Annotated in this window: 12 protein-coding genes and 1 pseudogene; 7 read left to right on the top strand and 6 right to left on the bottom strand. The window is 49.6% G+C overall.

Annotated elements, in window-relative coordinates; translation table 11 throughout:
* Window positions 1-31: 31 nt before the first annotated feature.
* Window positions 32-1,588, bottom strand: a complete 1,557-nt coding sequence (locus P3X23_RS01065; protein WP_300872261.1) for a YcjF family protein — start codon at window positions 1,586-1,588, stop codon at window positions 32-34.
* Window positions 1,585-1,968 (bottom strand): hypothetical protein, encoded by a 384-nt coding sequence (locus tag P3X23_RS01060; RefSeq protein ID WP_300872259.1) that lies wholly within the window; start codon window positions 1,966-1,968, stop codon window positions 1,585-1,587. Before P3X23_RS01060 ends, P3X23_RS01065 begins: the two co-directional genes overlap by 4 nt.
* Window positions 1,969-2,159: 191 nt before the next feature.
* On the opposite strand from P3X23_RS01060, the gene gatA reads away from it, so the two are divergent.
* Window positions 2,160-3,608, top strand: coding sequence for an Asp-tRNA(Asn)/Glu-tRNA(Gln) amidotransferase subunit GatA (gene gatA / locus P3X23_RS01055; protein ID WP_300872257.1), 1,449 nt, complete (start codon window positions 2,160-2,162; stop codon window positions 3,606-3,608).
* Between the two features lie 3 nt (window positions 3,609-3,611).
* Here gatA and pstB read toward each other — a convergent pair whose 3' ends face one another.
* The 4 genes from pstB to pstS form a co-directional block, all read right to left on the bottom strand.
* The gene (gene pstB, locus P3X23_RS01050; RefSeq protein WP_300872255.1) at window positions 3,612-4,412 is read right to left on the bottom strand and encodes a phosphate ABC transporter ATP-binding protein PstB; all 801 of its coding nucleotides are present in this window, start codon (window positions 4,410-4,412) and stop codon (window positions 3,612-3,614) included.
* 31 nt (window positions 4,413-4,443) lie between these two features.
* Window positions 4,444-5,337 (bottom strand): phosphate ABC transporter permease PstA, encoded by an 894-nt coding sequence (gene pstA, locus P3X23_RS01045; protein ID WP_367186461.1) that lies wholly within the window; start codon window positions 5,335-5,337, stop codon window positions 4,444-4,446.
* 8 nt (window positions 5,338-5,345) lie between these two features.
* Window positions 5,346-6,272 (bottom strand): phosphate ABC transporter permease subunit PstC, encoded by a 927-nt coding sequence (gene pstC / locus P3X23_RS01040; RefSeq protein ID WP_367186463.1) that lies wholly within the window; start codon window positions 6,270-6,272, stop codon window positions 5,346-5,348.
* 136 nt (window positions 6,273-6,408) lie between these two features.
* Window positions 6,409-7,485 carry a phosphate ABC transporter substrate-binding protein PstS gene (gene pstS, locus P3X23_RS01035; RefSeq protein WP_300872252.1) on the bottom strand — a complete coding sequence of 359 codons (1,077 nt, stop codon included), beginning with the start codon at window positions 7,483-7,485 and terminating at the stop codon, window positions 6,409-6,411.
* A gap of 804 nt (window positions 7,486-8,289) precedes the next feature.
* Between pstS and P3X23_RS01030 the strand changes: the two genes are divergently transcribed.
* The 6 genes and pseudogenes from P3X23_RS01030 to P3X23_RS01005 all read left to right on the top strand — a co-directional run.
* A complete protein-coding gene (locus P3X23_RS01030) occupies window positions 8,290-9,351 on the top strand; it encodes a PstS family phosphate ABC transporter substrate-binding protein (RefSeq protein WP_300872251.1) in 1,062 nt (353 codons plus the stop codon).
* Between the two features lie 138 nt (window positions 9,352-9,489).
* Window positions 9,490-10,134: a hypothetical protein gene (locus tag P3X23_RS01025; protein WP_300872250.1), complete on the top strand. Its 645-nt coding sequence runs from the start codon at window positions 9,490-9,492 to the stop codon at window positions 10,132-10,134.
* A 487-nt stretch (window positions 10,135-10,621) separates the two neighbouring features.
* Window positions 10,622-11,788, top strand: coding sequence for an RNA polymerase sigma factor RpoD (gene rpoD / locus P3X23_RS01020; RefSeq protein ID WP_300872248.1), 1,167 nt, complete (start codon window positions 10,622-10,624; stop codon window positions 11,786-11,788).
* 10 nt (window positions 11,789-11,798) lie between these two features.
* Window positions 11,799-12,131 carry a hypothetical protein gene (locus P3X23_RS01015; protein WP_300872246.1) on the top strand — a complete coding sequence of 111 codons (333 nt, stop codon included), beginning with the start codon at window positions 11,799-11,801 and terminating at the stop codon, window positions 12,129-12,131.
* 357 nt (window positions 12,132-12,488) lie between these two features.
* Window positions 12,489-12,778 (top strand): annotated as a pseudogene (locus P3X23_RS11875) (PQQ-dependent sugar dehydrogenase).
* A 334-nt stretch (window positions 12,779-13,112) separates the two neighbouring features.
* A partial coding sequence (locus P3X23_RS01005) for a right-handed parallel beta-helix repeat-containing protein (protein ID WP_300872242.1) occupies window positions 13,113-15,537 on the top strand: 2,425 nt, incomplete at its 3' end.

Below are 15,537 nucleotides of genomic sequence, written 5' to 3'. Positions count from 1 at the left end.
TTTTGCCGATGTCCTTGGGAGGATCGTAGGGTTAAGATAGTTCTTCTTCATGGGATAAGGGGGGTTTCATCGCTTCTGGCATCACAGTTCCCAGAGGTGCCGGTAAGCGGGCGATCGCCTGCTGTACAAAGGCACGAATAAATTCATCGCGGCGATTGAGTTGAAACTGCCGTTGCACCACTTCCCCCATACCGCCATCTCCCCAGTCTTGGTTGTGGCGAAAGTACTCAATAAAACTTTTACCGGCAATGCGAGTGAGATAGGCAGCGGTAACCCCTTGAACCGCTTTGCCAACCACTAGCCCCCCGACACTCAACTGGAGAGCGGTGCCCACAAGATTCATGGCTCCCTTGACAATGCCGAGACTGGTAAGGGTTTTGCCCAAGGAAAGGGCTAATTCGCGGGCGCGATCGCGATTCAGATCACAACCATAGACCTTGCCCATTTCCATCACCATTTGTGCATTTACGGCAGCGGCTGCCAGCAGATCTACAACAGGAATTGGGGTAACACAGACCACACCGGCACTAATCCACTGGTAGCGTTCCACAACCTTCTCTGCCCGCCGTCGCCGTTGCTGATCAATAATTTTGCGCGCCTGCTCCCCTAAGCGTTGGGATTGGAGCAAGATATTGTCAGCCACAAGGTCATCCCCTTCCTCGCGCAGAATAGCGCTCATCCGTCGAATCAATGGCCAGATGTGGGGTTCCGGTTCCAGCCACTCTCCGGTCTCTAAACGAATTGGTTGGGGACGGGCGGCAATGCCCACCACGTCCTGGGGTGGAATTAAACCCTTGACCCGCTGCCGCAGGTGGCGCAAAAGAGCCAGTTGATCGGCCTCTGAACGCAGGTCGATCTTATTCAGTACCAACAGCGATCGCTTGCCCATTTCCACCAAGTTCACCAAGGGGGTATATTCCGACTGGCGCAGGTCATCATCGAGAACAAAAAGGAGTAAATCGGCTTCTGCGGCGAGTTGGCGGGCTAATTGCTCACGGTAGGTACCGGCAACGCCAGCTTCTAGAATGCCGGGAGTATCGGTAATCAGAATTTCTTGATCCGTATGGGATAGCCGCAAGCGATAGGTTTGCCCCACCTCCGTTGTGCCCATTGTCGGTGCCACTTCTCCCACCATCTCCCCAATTAGAGCATTGACAAGGGAGGTTTTACCCGCTGAGCCGGTGCCAAAAACCACAATCCGCAATTCTTGGCGGTAAAAGTCCTCCTCTAACTCCCGTGCCCGTGCCAACAGTGCTTGCCGTGCCACCTCATCCTCAATTTGACCCAGTTGTTGCCGTAGGGCTTTGAGATTTTCAGCAGCGGCCTCCGTTTTATCAAGGGGTGCTTGGGGTCTAGCCGTGGCGAGCTTGTGCTTGCCCTTGCGTTCCAGGAAATATAGGTAGCGAAAGAAAAGGTAGAGCAGTCCCCCCAATAGACCAATCAGTACCAGCACCAAGAGATTGGCCAAAAAGGGTGCCGTAAAAGACACCTGTACATAGAGCCAACTGAGAGCTGATACCAACCAGAGGATCAGCACAAGAATGACACAGAAGGTCAACAGCGGCCAAAACCAAGGGTTGCGGCTCATGGCAAGTATTTCATCAAATGCTGCAAGAGAGGCAATTTTAGGGATTGCCCCCGCCACAACCGCACCATCAGCCCTAAATTCACCAGAAAGTAGGCAGATCCCCAGAAACTATTCAGCAACAGCAACAGCCCATGGGGCAGAGATTGGACTTCACTGACACTGGCAGCCCCGTTCAGCAGACCATAACCCAACAGCCAAATGAGACCGATAAGCAGGGCAAGGCGACTGATGTGGCGGGTTTGGCGATCGCCGCCGCGGCGACTCAACTGCCAGAGCGCCGGAATCATGCCAAAAATGGGCAGCAAATAGACAAAGAACCACAATCGCTGCAATGTCGGATTGGTAAAGGCGTCCCGGTCTACGGGGTTGGGCGGCTCCATCAAATACTCCCTACAGGTATGGGCACCGTCGTCAGGAATTCTTGATTCTTAATATATCGTTGATTCACTAGAGAGACTCCCATGCCAAAACCGTTCATCTTGGGCGACCCCATTGCTAAACTTAAGATTGGCCTGTTTGCGGCCATGCCCGCGATCGCCAGTGTTGCGTTGTTACTAGGGAATCTGCATTTATGTCAGTGATTCAGGAGCTACACCGTCAACTCGTTCGCAAAGAACGCTCCGCCACTGAAATCACCCAAGCCTATTTGGATCGCATTGCCGCAGTGGAGCCAACGCTCCATAGCTTTTTAACCGTAACGGGCGATCGCGCCCTTGCCCAAGCTGCTGAGGTGGATAAACGCATTGCCGCCGGTGAAGACATTGGCCCACTTACAGGGATTCCCTTGGCCATCAAAGATAACCTTTGCACCTATGGGGTACGCACCACCTGTGCCTCTAAAATGCTCGAGCACTTTGTCCCCCCCTACGAGTCCACGGTGACCCAAAAACTTCAGGCGGCTGGCGCAATCATGCTGGGCAAAACCAATCTCGATGAATTTGCCATGGGCAGCTCCACCGAAAACTCTGCTTTTGGGTTCACCGCCAATCCTTGGAATCCAGAGCGAGTTTCTGGGGGGTCCTCTGGGGGATCCGCTGCCGCTGTTGCGGCTGGGGAATGTGCTGCTGCCCTTGGTTCCGATACGGGGGGATCCATTCGCCAACCTGCCGCCTTTTGTGGGGTGGTCGGCCTCAAGCCCACCTATGGTTTGGTGTCGCGCTATGGTCTGGTTGCCTATGCCTCCTCATTAGATCAAATTGGTCCTTTGGCACCCACTGTTACCGATGCTGCGATTCTCTTGAGGGCGATCGCGGGTCATGATCCCAAAGATGCCACCAGTTTGCGGGTACCAGTTCCCGACTACACCCAAGCCCTCAAACCCGATCTCAAAGGGATGCGTATTGGCCTCATTCAAGAAACAGTGGGTGAAGGCGTGCAACCAGAAGTAAAATGTGCCCTTGAAGCTGCACTGAAAACCCTCCAGGAATTGGGAGCCACTGTTGTTGAACTCTCCTGCCCCCGCTTTGCTTACGGCCTGCCCACCTATTACATCATTGCCCCTTCGGAAGCCTCCGCCAATTTAGCTCGCTATGACGGGGTAAACTTTGGCTTTCGCGCTGAAGGTACCTGTGATCTCCTAGAAATGTACATGCAGACCCGCGCCCAAGGCTTTGGTGCTGAAGTAAAGCGACGGATCATGATTGGTACCTATGCCCTTTCGGCCGGCTACTACGATGCCTACTACCTCCGAGCGCAAAAGGTGCGTACCCTGATTAAGCAGGACTTTGCCCAAGCCTTTGAACAGGTGGATGTCTTGGTTTGCCCCACAGCTCCCACCACTGCCTTCAAGGCCGGAGAGAAAACTGCCGATCCCCTCAGTATGTATCTGTCAGACTTGATGACCATTCCCGTCAACCTCGCAGGATTGCCAGGTTTGAGTCTCCCCTGTGGCTTTGATCCAGAAGGGCTGCCCATTGGTTTGCAATTGATTGGCAATATTCTACGGGAAGAAACATTATTTCACGTTGCCTATGCCTATGAACAAGCCACGCCTTGGCATAAACGGCAACCCCCAATCTAGACTTCAACCAAAGCGGCCACTCACGTAATCCATTGTGGCTTTCTGTTTGGGGTTATTAAAGATGACGCTCGTGTGGTCGTACTCAACTAAATAGCCCACCCGGTTGCCCTGTTCTGTGGCCTCAGCATTAAAGAATGCCGTACGATCGCTCACACGAGTTGCCTGTTGCATATTGTGGGTAACAATTACAATTGTATAGTTTTGCTTTAATTCATGGATCAGTTCCTCTATCTTGAGGGTGGAAATGGGGTCAAGGGCAGAGCAGGGTTCATCCATGAGGATAACATCAGGCTTAGTGGCGATCGCCCGCGCAATACAAAGGCGTTGCTGTTGTCCGCCGGATAAAGAGAGGCCGCTTTCTTGGAGTTTGTCTTTCACCTCGTCCCAAAGAGCTGCCTGTCGCAGTGAGGTTTCCAAAAGCTCATCAAAATCTCCCTTATATTTGTTGACTCGTGCCCCAAACACAACATTGTCATAAATAGACTTGGGAAAAGGATTCGGCTTTTGGAAGACCATGCCAATGCGCCGTCGTACCTCAACGGGATCCACATCTCGAGCGTAGAGATCCTTACCGTGGTAGGTAATTTTGCCCTCAACTCGAGCCCCTGGCACTAGGTCATTCATGCGGTTAAAACAACGCAACAGCGTGCTCTTGCCACAACCCGATGGACCAATCAGAGCCGTCACTTCGTTGGCATAAATATCCATCGTCACATCCCGCACCGCCCGAAATGAGCCGTAAAAAATCGAGGCATTTTGAACTTGGAGAACGACTTTAGGAGTTGGCTGAGGATTTCTTGTCATAATCATGAATTTCCTTTTCAAGCGTTGAATCCTAGTAGGATTTTCGACGGGTCAGGAATCGCGAGACAATACTCACAATCAAAATAATGCTCAGTAAGACTAATGCTCCTGCCCATGCCAGTTCCTGTTGGGGCTTAAAGGGAATGATGGCAAAGAAATAAATCTGCACTGAGAGTGTAGCAATTGGTCTAAACAAATCCGTTGACCAGAAGTTGTTATTCAAGGCCGTAAAAAGCAAAGGCGCCGCTTCGCCGCCAGCACGGGCCAGCGCCAGAGTCACCGCAGTCGCAATAGAAGGCAGTGCTGCCGGAAGCACTACCCGACTCACCGTCTCAAAGCGAGTTGCTCCCAAGCCAAAGGCAGCTAGGCGCACTTCCTCAGGCACCAGCACCAAGCCTTCTTCTGTTGTGCGCATTACAATGGGCAGCATGACGACTGCAAGCGCAACCCCACCGGCAAAGGCGCTAAATGTGCCCATGGTCATCACCACAATCGTATAGGAGAACAGACCCGCAATAATGGCCGGCACCCCACTGAGAACGTTTGCAGAAAAGCGTACCCAGTAGGCGATTTTGCTTCCCCGCCCAAATTCCGACAGCCACACAGCACCTAAAACACCAATGGGGGTACTGATGACAAAAGCGACTCCTAGTACAATCAACGTGCCAACGATGGCATTTCCAAGACCGCCACCGCTCAAACCCGGCGGAGGGGGTAACTTTGTAAACAAGTCCAAATTAATTAGAGGTAGCCCTTGGGAGGCTACATTAATCACAATGGCTGCAAGCGGAAGAATGGCGATCGCCGCAAATAGGCCAGTCAAACCAGTCATGAACAGGCCAAAGAGGTTGCGTGGTGATGTCCAAATCTTTCTGAATTGGTCATTCGTGGTGTCTGGAGTATGGGGTTGGCTGATGTCGGTCATCGTGGAACCTATCGCTCGACGTTTTGAAACTTCTTAATGATGATTTCTGCCAAAATGTTGACTATAAGGCTCAAAATCATCAGTACTAGACCCGCATAGAGGAGAGCAGCCACCTGATCGCGCCCGGCTTCACCAAATTGGGAAGCAATGAGTGAAGCAATTGTCGAGCCAGGCTCAAGAAGGGAAATGTTGATGCGGTTAGAGTTGCCCACAAGCATAGCTGCAGCCATCGTTTCCCCCATCGCCCGACCAAGAGCCAGCATAATTGAACCAACAATCCCAGAAAATCCAGCGGGAATGAGTACTCGCAAAATTGTTTCCCAACGAGTTGCTCCTAAAGCCATGGCTCCCTGACGTAAATAAGGGGGTAAAGAAACTAATGTCTGCCGCGAGATTGAGGTAATCAGGGGCAAGATCATAAACGCCAAAACGAGGCCTAATGTCAGCAAGCTATTTCCCCGCGGCTCAGTCCCAAAAAGAGGAATCCAGCCGAGGTATCGATGCACAAAAGTGTAAAATGGTCGCAAGAATGGAATCAAAATAAAAATTCCCCACAGTCCAATAACCACACTTGGAATAGCCGCCAACAGCTCAATGGCAAAGGCAATGGGGGTGGTAACATAGGTGGGCAAAAAATCCTCACTCAGAAAAATAGCAATACCTAGCCCCAAGGGAACGGCCACCACTAGAGCAATAATAGCGCTAACAAGAGTGCCGTAAATCTGCGGCAGAATACCGTAAATGTTTTGCACCGGATCCCAAGTAGTGCTGGTTAGAAAGCCAAGGCCAAACTGTGTAATTGCCGGTATCGCTGTGAGGCCAATTTGGATCACAATCCAGACCAAGGTAATAGCTATAGCAAGGGCAAAAGCCATGGTGAGGTAGTAGAAGCCTTGATCAAGGTAATAGCGTAAGTTTCTGCGTACCCTGATCATGGCCACTTCAGGTGATTCAGGTGGGGTGCTGGTAGCAGCCATAGCGTTCCACTGGTAAAAGTTATCAACCTAATGACTAGCTTTTTTAAGCCTGAGGGATTGGGAGGGGGAGAACTTCCCCCGCCGCAGGAATGAGTTAACTTTTAACTTTCACTTTATCGAGCGTGACCTTAACTCGATCCACGATATCTGGAGGCATGGGAACATAGTCCAGTTGCTCAGCAATTTTCTTGCCGTCATCACCAAGCGCCCAGAGCAAAACTCCCTTAAGGGCTTCCCATTTTTTGGCATCCTCGTACTCAGGATAGACTAAGATCCATGTCAAACCTGCAATGGGAAACGCTTCAGGGTTTTCAGGATCGGGTACAAGTAAAGCAAAATCTTCAGGAATGGTAGTCCCTGCAAAGGTTTTTGAAGCTGCCTCAGGAGAGGGATAGATAAAGTTCCCTGATTTGTTCTCAACTAGGGCGCGAGGAAGATTATTGAGCTTGGCATAGGCATACTCTACGTAGCCAATCGTACCTTCGTTTTGCTGAATTTGGGCAGCAACCCCCTCATTTCCTTGACCACCGACACCCACAGGCCAATTCACTGAAGTCCCAACGCCCGCTGGCCAATCTGGACAAACTGTATTAATGTGATTGACAAAGATGAATGTAGTACCACTGCCATCGGAACGGTGAGCAAAAGTAATGGGCTTATCCGGCAGCGATTTGCCGGGGTTTGCGGCTACGAGTTTCGGGTCATTCCAGCGAGTAATTTTACCGGTGACAATACCGCAATAAACTTCGCGGGGCAATTTCAATTCATCAACACCGGGTAAGTTGTAGGCAAAAACAACGGCGCCACCAGCCATGGGCACCTGAATTGGATTGGCGTTGTATCGTTCTTGGAAGGACTTCAGGCGATCCCCCGAAATTGGTGCATCAGAGGCCCCAAAGTCAACGGTACCGTTGATGTATTGCTCCAAGCCGGCACCGCTGCCAACGGACTGGTAACTAATTTGAACGTTAGGATCAACCTGTTGAGCGTAGGTCTTGAACCAGTTTTGATACAAGGGAGCTGGAAACGTAGCCCCTGCACCACTGATACTAATAACCTGACCGGTGGGTGAGCCACCACCTCCTTGAGGGCCACAGGCAACAACAATACTAGCGGTGATGATGGCAGAGATGATCGTGATAAGTCGAGATTTTCTTAGTTTGAAGATCATAAGCGCGATCGCCAGTCAGAACAATGGACAAATGCATTGATGCATCGGCATTTACAGCCCTTCTCGTGAGGATTGAGAACGCTCAAAACAGTTAAAACTACTGTGCGCCGACAGTACTCACGAGGATCCCATCCCCGTTTATGTACGCCATCGTTTTCAAAACAAGGGCTGCATGAGAGCTTGCTCAATAGCGACGACAAATCTATCGCAACTCAAAAACAAGCTATAGGGATCGTACAGGGACTGTGTAAAGCTTAGGTTAAGAAGCCTCGGTTGAAGAATTATTTTTTTTTATTTTGAGCTGACGCGGCGATCGCAAACCAAAAATGCTAAAGGTTAGTCTAAGGATTTTATTGCTTGAGTAGGGGTCTGTTGAACGTAGCACAGGACACATGGAAGACGCAAAAGTTATAAAAATTTCTTAAACCTTGGTTTGTCATTAAGAAAATAACCCTAGAATAGTTGTCTAGGATTACAGCCTTTCTCTCAAGAGTGGAACACACTGAAAACAGCTAAAACCGCTGTACAAAAGGAATGCATCCTGTGCAATTCACGAATCTGTTGCGTTTGTGTAACCCATATTTCAGAGAGGGGCTGTATTCTCGCTTGCTCAAAGTGCGTTGGGTATTTTTGAGTGGGCTTGCCAATAAAGCTATTAACTTTTGAAAAACAGGACAGAGTTAGTTTTGAGACCAACCATACCTTTTGCAGAGTTCTTTCCACCTGTAACTTCGGGTAATGGTTTCATAAGTTTCTTTCATTGGTTCGGCGCTATTGTTGAGTTTTTATAGTGAGACTTTGGCCATGAGATTTCATCAGTTTAGCCGTGGGCTGCTCAAGGGTATGTTCTTGCTGATAGCGGCAACGTTGGTGGGTTGCGCTACAGAAGCAGCTTCTAATGACCCAACCCTCAGGGTGATTCGTATTGATGGATCAAGTACGGTCTATCCCATTTCCAAGGCGATCGCGGAAGAGTTTAAGACCACGCCCAACGGTCAAGAAGCTGATATTTCTGTTGCCTTTTCAGGGACATCTGCTGGCTTCCGAGCCTTTTGTAGCGGTAAGATAGATATTAGCGATGCCTCTCGCCCAATCCTCATTGCTGAAATGAATGAGTGCATTGCCAATGGTGTCCCCTTTATTGAGTTGCCCATTGCCTTTGACGCACTGACGATCGCTGTCCATCCCCAAAATACTTGGTTAAAGGCAATTTCTGTTCCTGAGCTAAAAAAGCTGTGGGAAAAAGCCGCGGAGAAAAAACTCACTCGCTGGAACCAATTACGACCTGACTTTCCGAATGCACCCATTGTACTCTGGGGAGCGGGTCAAGATTCAGGCACATTTGATTATTTCAACGAGGCGATTCTTGGCAATAAGCGCGGCTCTCGCACTGACTACAAAGCTAGTGAAGACGATAACGAAATCGTAGCGGGTATTGCTGGGGATGTGAATGCCCTTGGTTACCTTCCCTACGCTTACTACGTAGCCAATCAAAATCGTCTGCGGGCTGTGCCGATCAGTGAGGGTCGAGATGCTATTCTGCCTGCGGTGGAAACGGTGCAAAACAGCACTTATCAGCCCCTCTCTCGCCCCCTCTTTCTCTATGTCAATGCCAAATATGCTCAAGATAAGCCCCTATTGCGGCAGTTTGTGGAGTATTATATCCAACAGGCACCGATGGTGGTTCCCAAGGTGGGCTATGTCCCCCTTACACCTGAGGGCTATCGCTTGGCGGGGATTCAGTTTATTCGCCTAGAGGTGGGAACTGCCTTTAAGGGGGTACCAGAACCCGATGTAACGATTGAAGAGGTGCTGCGACGCCAGGTGATCTTCCAAGAAGCCCATGCCAATAATCCGACCCCCTAGAATGGGTGCATGGAAATTGTTGAAAAATCTCAGCAGCGGCTAATTTTACGCAGTCGTCCTTGGGGGCTTTGGCTGACGGGTTTGATATTCTGCGTTGGTGCTGCGATGCCGATTTGGTTTGCAGCCCGCTAGGAGCTGGTGTGCCGCCATGAAGTTCGGGTCATTGATAGTCGTTGTCGCTGGATGCGCTCTAGGGCAACGGGGGTGCAGATCACACAGATTCCCCTCACTCAGCTCCAAGAGGTAAGAATTATCGATCAATGGCGTTCTAGCCGTGGCGGACGTTACCGTGTCTATCAGGTACACCTACAAACTATAGGTGGCTCCATTGCTTTTGGCGAATTTACTAGCGATCGCCAGAGCCGGGAAGCCATTGCCGAACGAATCCGCCATTTTTTGCAGCAGCCCCAACATCCCCCCTTGACGCTGGTGGAAGACAACCGCTGGTGGGGGTTTTTGATTTTGCTCTTCGGCTGGGGTCTAGGGTTACCCTTGATCTTGATTGGTGCCAAGGTGCTGGTGCTGGTTTTTGATAAAGCTGCAGGTGTCGTATCGTTGCAATATAGTAGTCTTCTCAAGACAGAGAAGAAAACCTTTCCTTGGCAGGACATCAAGGACGTAGTCGTGCAGATCTCCCGTGGCAACAAGGACAGACTACTGGCTCGTTTGGCCGTGGAGTTGCAAAATGGGCGGGTAATTCCACTGCGGTTCTATTACAGCAGTGATGTCAGGGGCACTCAGGCACTGCAAGCAACTATTCGGGCGTTCCGTGATCACTCGTGATCAAAAGCAACGGACATGGCGAGACGGACATAAATTAGCTAAGCTAGAATCAAGAAATTTCCCTCAGTGGGAATGGAAATTTTATCTGAGAGTAAGAAATTAGAACTTGTTAGCGATTGTTGACGCGAGCGATCGCTAGCTCCGGATTCTAGAAAAATTTACCCCTTTGCTGTGGGCGATTTCTGTTAGAAAGGCTACAATCAATGAGGTTTTAGTTAAAATTAGTCAAAAGATTCCTGTACAGTCTCAACCGCTTGCTATTGCCTGTTCCCTGACCCCGTGGGTCACACAGGAAATTTTTCAAGATGATCCAGCGGTAGAGAACCTGAGGATATGGAATCTAGAGTCTATCCCCCCGTTCAACCGCTTTCCTTAGCTGCATTCCAATCATTGAAATGTGGCTGACGGTTCTAGCGTCATCAAAGGCAACGGTTGCCGACAACACACCAACAATACACATTTAGGGAGATTTTACGAGGACAACGGCATGACCCAAGCGAATGTACTTGACGTTTACGACCCCACAATGACCCCCCTTGAAGAGGAGGTGGCTCTACTCAGTGAGTATGCCCCTGATGCTCTAGACATCGAAGACGAGGAGAGCGAAGACTTTGAGGAGGTAAGTGACGATCTTGACGACAAGTCTGCAAAAGGTCGTGCCAGCCGACGACGCACACAGGTTAAAAAGAAACATTACACCGAGGACTCAATTCGTCTCTATTTACAAGAAATTGGCCGCATTCGTTTGCTGCGTGCCGATGAAGAAATTGAACTCGCTCGCAAAATTGCTGACCTCCTAGAAATAGAGCGGGTGCGCGATCGCCTGTGCGAACAATTGGGCTGTACCCCTGAAGAACTAGAGCGCAATCCTGAACCTTGGGCTAAAGAACTGGGGATGACGGTACAGGCCTTTCGTCATCGTCTTTTTGTCGGTCGCAAGGCCAAAGAAAAAATGGTGCAATCGAACCTGCGACTAGTGGTGTCGATCGCCAAAAAATACATGAACCGAGGACTCTCGTTTCAGGACTTGATTCAAGAGGGCAGCCTAGGGCTAATCCGCGCTGCTGAGAAATTTGACCATGAAAAGGGCTATAAATTTTCCACCTACGCTACTTGGTGGATTCGTCAAGCCATTACCCGTGCCATTGCCGATCAATCCCGCACCATTCGTCTGCCGGTGCACCTGTACGAAACAATCTCCCGCATTAAGAAAACCACCAAGCTCCTCTCCCAAGAAATGGGTCGCAAACCCACTGAAGAGGAAATTGCCGATCGCATGGAAATGACCATTGAAAAACTGCGCTTCATTGCCAAGTCAGCACAACTCCCCATCTCCCTCGAAACTCCCATCGGTAAAGAGGAAGATTCCCGTCTGGGGGACTTTATTGAATCCGAGGGTGAAACCCCAGAAGATCAAGTGTCGAAACACCTGCTGCGGGAAGACTTAGAGACTGTATTGTGCACCCTTAGCCCCCGCGAGCGAGATGTGTTAAAACTGCGGTATGGCTTGGACGATGGTCGCATGAAAACGTTAGAGGAAATTGGTCAACTCTTCAACGTTACCCGTGAGCGCATTCGCCAAATTGAGGCCAAGGCTCTGCGGAAACTGCGCCATCCCAACCGCAACAGTGTCCTCAAGGAATACATTCGTTAAGGAGTCATTTATGTTGCGTCCCCTCATTGCCTTTACTGTCGGTCTGTCTGCCACCCTTGTGGCCATGCCGCAACCCGGTTCTGCCCAAGCTTGTGCCTATGCCAAAGGATTGAGTCAAAGTCTGAGTCATACCTCATTCTTTGATGGTGGCAAACTGCCGATCGCTCTGGGACTGAGTGCGGGTGTGATTACAGCAGCGGCAGTGGGGGTGACCCTGTGGCAACGGCAGCAGCACAATGATGCGGTGACTGCTGCTTCTGAAGCTCCTGCGTTAGAACTGCCAGTGATCTTGCCGGAGTCTGAAGATGCAGAGCGTTCTGAAAATATGACACCAATTGCTTAGCTATTGATTGGTCAAATTACTCCCCCTTATCGGGGGGGTATTTCTAGGGTGTAATTCTGTTGCCCAGTCAGATACTCCGTTATTTCATCATCTATGGCACAGCATCTGCTCATCGTACTCGCCTAGCACAGGGACGTTTGATGGGCGATGCCCCGAGGACGTGATGGTTCTCTTTGAAATCCCTCAGACAAACATGGACGGATAGCATTTTGGCTCCCCTTGGGCTTAGCTCCCTGACGGCAGATTGCTCATGGCTATTGGCAATAGCGGCAATCCTTCGATTGAACTAAAGGTCAACTTAATTCGTGAGTAAGCCCAAACCTAGGCGACAATGGCACTGTTGCACAGGACAATCTTGTGAGCGCCGCCAAGGCCACTCCCAAACTTTGGAGCTACAGTCACCACAACATTCAAGGACTAGTGTTTGATCCTGTCGCAGAAAGGGTGCGGTCAACAGAATACGGCTCCCTCGGTGGCGATGAACTGAATTGATCGAGCGCGGTACAACCTACGGTTCGCCAATAGTGACCTATAGCCGTGAATATTGGGGCGCAGAAATTGCCACAGAGCGGCGTCGTCTGGGGATGGTCGATCCTCTGTTGGCGTGGACGCCAGCCATTACTTCTTCAGGACTCGCAGTTGATTAGGGCGATCGTGCACCCCAGTGGCACGGTGCCCTCTTTGCCGGTGGTCTCGTCTCTTAAGATGTGCGCAAACTTCGAGTCAGTGCCAATAACAGCGTTGAGAGTTGAGAAGACATTCCTAGGGGGCAGCAGGTATGAGATATACGCCAAGGCTTTGATGGTTACTTGTACATTCTCACCGAGAATGCTACTAATGGTCGCCTGTTGCATGTCATTCCTTAACATTGAGCTAAATAACTTTTTATTGCTTCTTAAATGTAAGCGAATACGCTTATCAGAGAATAAAAAGCAGTTGCAAAAGCAATGTGACTGCCACATTGAAGGGTGAGGAGTGTATATGCGTTTTTGGGGAAAGCTTCTAGGGAGTTCTCTAGTAGGCCTAGGTATTATTTTGGGATTGCACAATGCAGCCGTTGGCCAATCCTCACCAGAAGAAATTTTAAGCTCTCGCATCCAACCCCGTGGAACGATTCGCTTCAACAGTGAAGGCGCTGGTTTCAGTCACTATCTTAGTGCAGAAACATTTATTCCATTCTTTCAACAGCAGAGTGCTGGCATCGGTTTCTTTGAAGGCAAACTCCTGATGGCTACGCCCAATACAGCCTTGGGGTATAACTTAACACTTGGCTACCGTGCCTTGACAGGCAATCAGAGATTTGCCCTCGGTGGCTATTTATCCTACGATTTTCGCAACACGGGAGACGCGGGTTTTAACCAGCTTGGGCTTGGTCTAGAACTCTTGGGAGATGTTGATGTCCGCATAAATGGCTATATCCCCCTAGGAACTCGGCAAGTTCTTCTCAATCAAGCCGTGGGTTCAATCGGCACCATTCAAAATAACCAGATTCTCCTTGATCGCAATCGCCTTTTCCAAGAGGCGCTTACAGGTTTTGACTTTGAAGTAGGAACTCGATTGGTTCCATTAGGTAAAGACTATCTGCGGGGTTACGCTGGTTTGTACTACTACAGTGGTGAGAGTATTGCTGATTTTGTTGGCGTGCGTGCCCGTTTAGCCGCTCGACCTATCGAGTACCTCAGCCTCAGTGCAACAGTGCAAAGTGATGATCGTTTTGGCACGAAAGCTTGGTTCGGAATCGGGGTTTCTTTTCCTAGTGTAGCAGGGAGTCGGCGCCGTGCTCCGGAGCGAGGTCAAAATGTAGCAGCTCGCTTAGGTGAATCCCTAGAGCGTCTCAACTTCATTACCGTTGATAATGAGCTTGTTAGGGATCGAGTTGCAACAGTTAATCCTGCCACAGGTCAACCTTACCGAGTTTTCACAGTTGATACTGTAGCAGGCAGTGCTGCCCGTATTAATGATTTACCCCTTGCTCAAAACGATATTGTTTTAGTTGGCGTTGCTGACACAGATGGCAATACTGGAGGACAAGGCACAATTAATCTCCGAGATGGTGTCCAACTTCTTTCGACAACTGTGGATCGGCAACTACCAACTACAGTAGGAACGATTACTATTCCTGCGCTTACGCCAAGTAACCAGAGACCGACTATTGCTGGCACGATTATTTTAGCTAGGAATAATACTATTGATGGCTTTAATATTACGCCACCTCCTGGTCAGCCTGCGATTATTGGTAATAACGTCAATCCGCCTCGTATTCTCAATAATCAAATTACAACCATTAATGCAGCTGGTATTAGCATAACGAATAGTACTGGTGTACAGATTACGAATAACCAAATTACGAGTACCAATGGCAGTGGTATCATTTTAGTTAGTGCTGAATCCCCTGTTGTCCGCAATAACAGTGTTACCATTACGAGTACAACTAATCCTGCCTTTAACCGCCGTGGCATCAGTATTACTGAAAGCACCAATGCAACAGTTGAAAACAACACTGTTGATGGTGGTATTGGTGAGGGAATCGGTCTAGATAATGCCCTTGGAAATGTAACCATTCGCGGCAATACTGTCCGTAATGTGGGTCAAACAACAACAGACACTAACCTGGAAGCCAGTATCTTCATCCGTAACAATCGAGGCAATGCCAATATCACTATCGAAGACAACGTGACTGAAAACAACCAAACGGCAGGCAATCGCGTTGATGGCATTGAATTCAACCTCTGCCGTGGGGATAGCTTTGCTGCCCCTGATCGTTTTACCGACAACCAGTTTGCCAATTGCGCTGCCCCTGCCAGTGCAACAGTAACAGTTCGGAATAATCAGATTCGCAACATTGGTACAGGCACTGACGGTAGTGACGGCATTGACTTCAATATTGGCGATGGCGCTAACCTCACAGCTGTTCTAGAAAATAACGTGATTGAGAACATTTCCGATGCCGGCATTACGGTTGATATTGTGAGCAGTGCTGCGCCAGTTGCCAATCCCACAGCGGATATTACAATCCGCGGTAACCAAATCCGCAACATTTTCAATGATGATGCCATCAAGCTTGAGTCCAACAGTGCAGGACAAGTAGTGCTCAATATTGAAAACAACAACATACAGAATATTGGTACTTTAGGTGCTCATGACGGCATTGATCTGGAGTTCACAACGACTGCTGCAAGTTTAACCCCTGCAAGAGTCAGAATTGTCAGCAATCAACTCTCGAATGTTAGCGATCGCGGTATAGAAATTGACACGGAGAATAATGCTCAGTTACAACTTGAAGTTAGCAACAACACTATCCAAACAACGGCTGTCGGTGAAGCAGTGCGCCTGCGCGCTCGGAATAATTCTCGTCTCAATACCATAGTCAGCAACAACACTCTCACTCAAGGAAACTCTGCTACCC

The sequence above is a fragment of the Thermosynechococcus sp. Uc genome (genome assembly GCF_029335995.1).
Classification (GTDB): Bacteria; Cyanobacteriota; Cyanobacteriia; order Thermosynechococcales; family Thermosynechococcaceae; genus Thermosynechococcus.
Note: the sequence above shows the minus strand (reverse complement) of the source record. Positions and strands in the feature narration are given on the sequence as shown.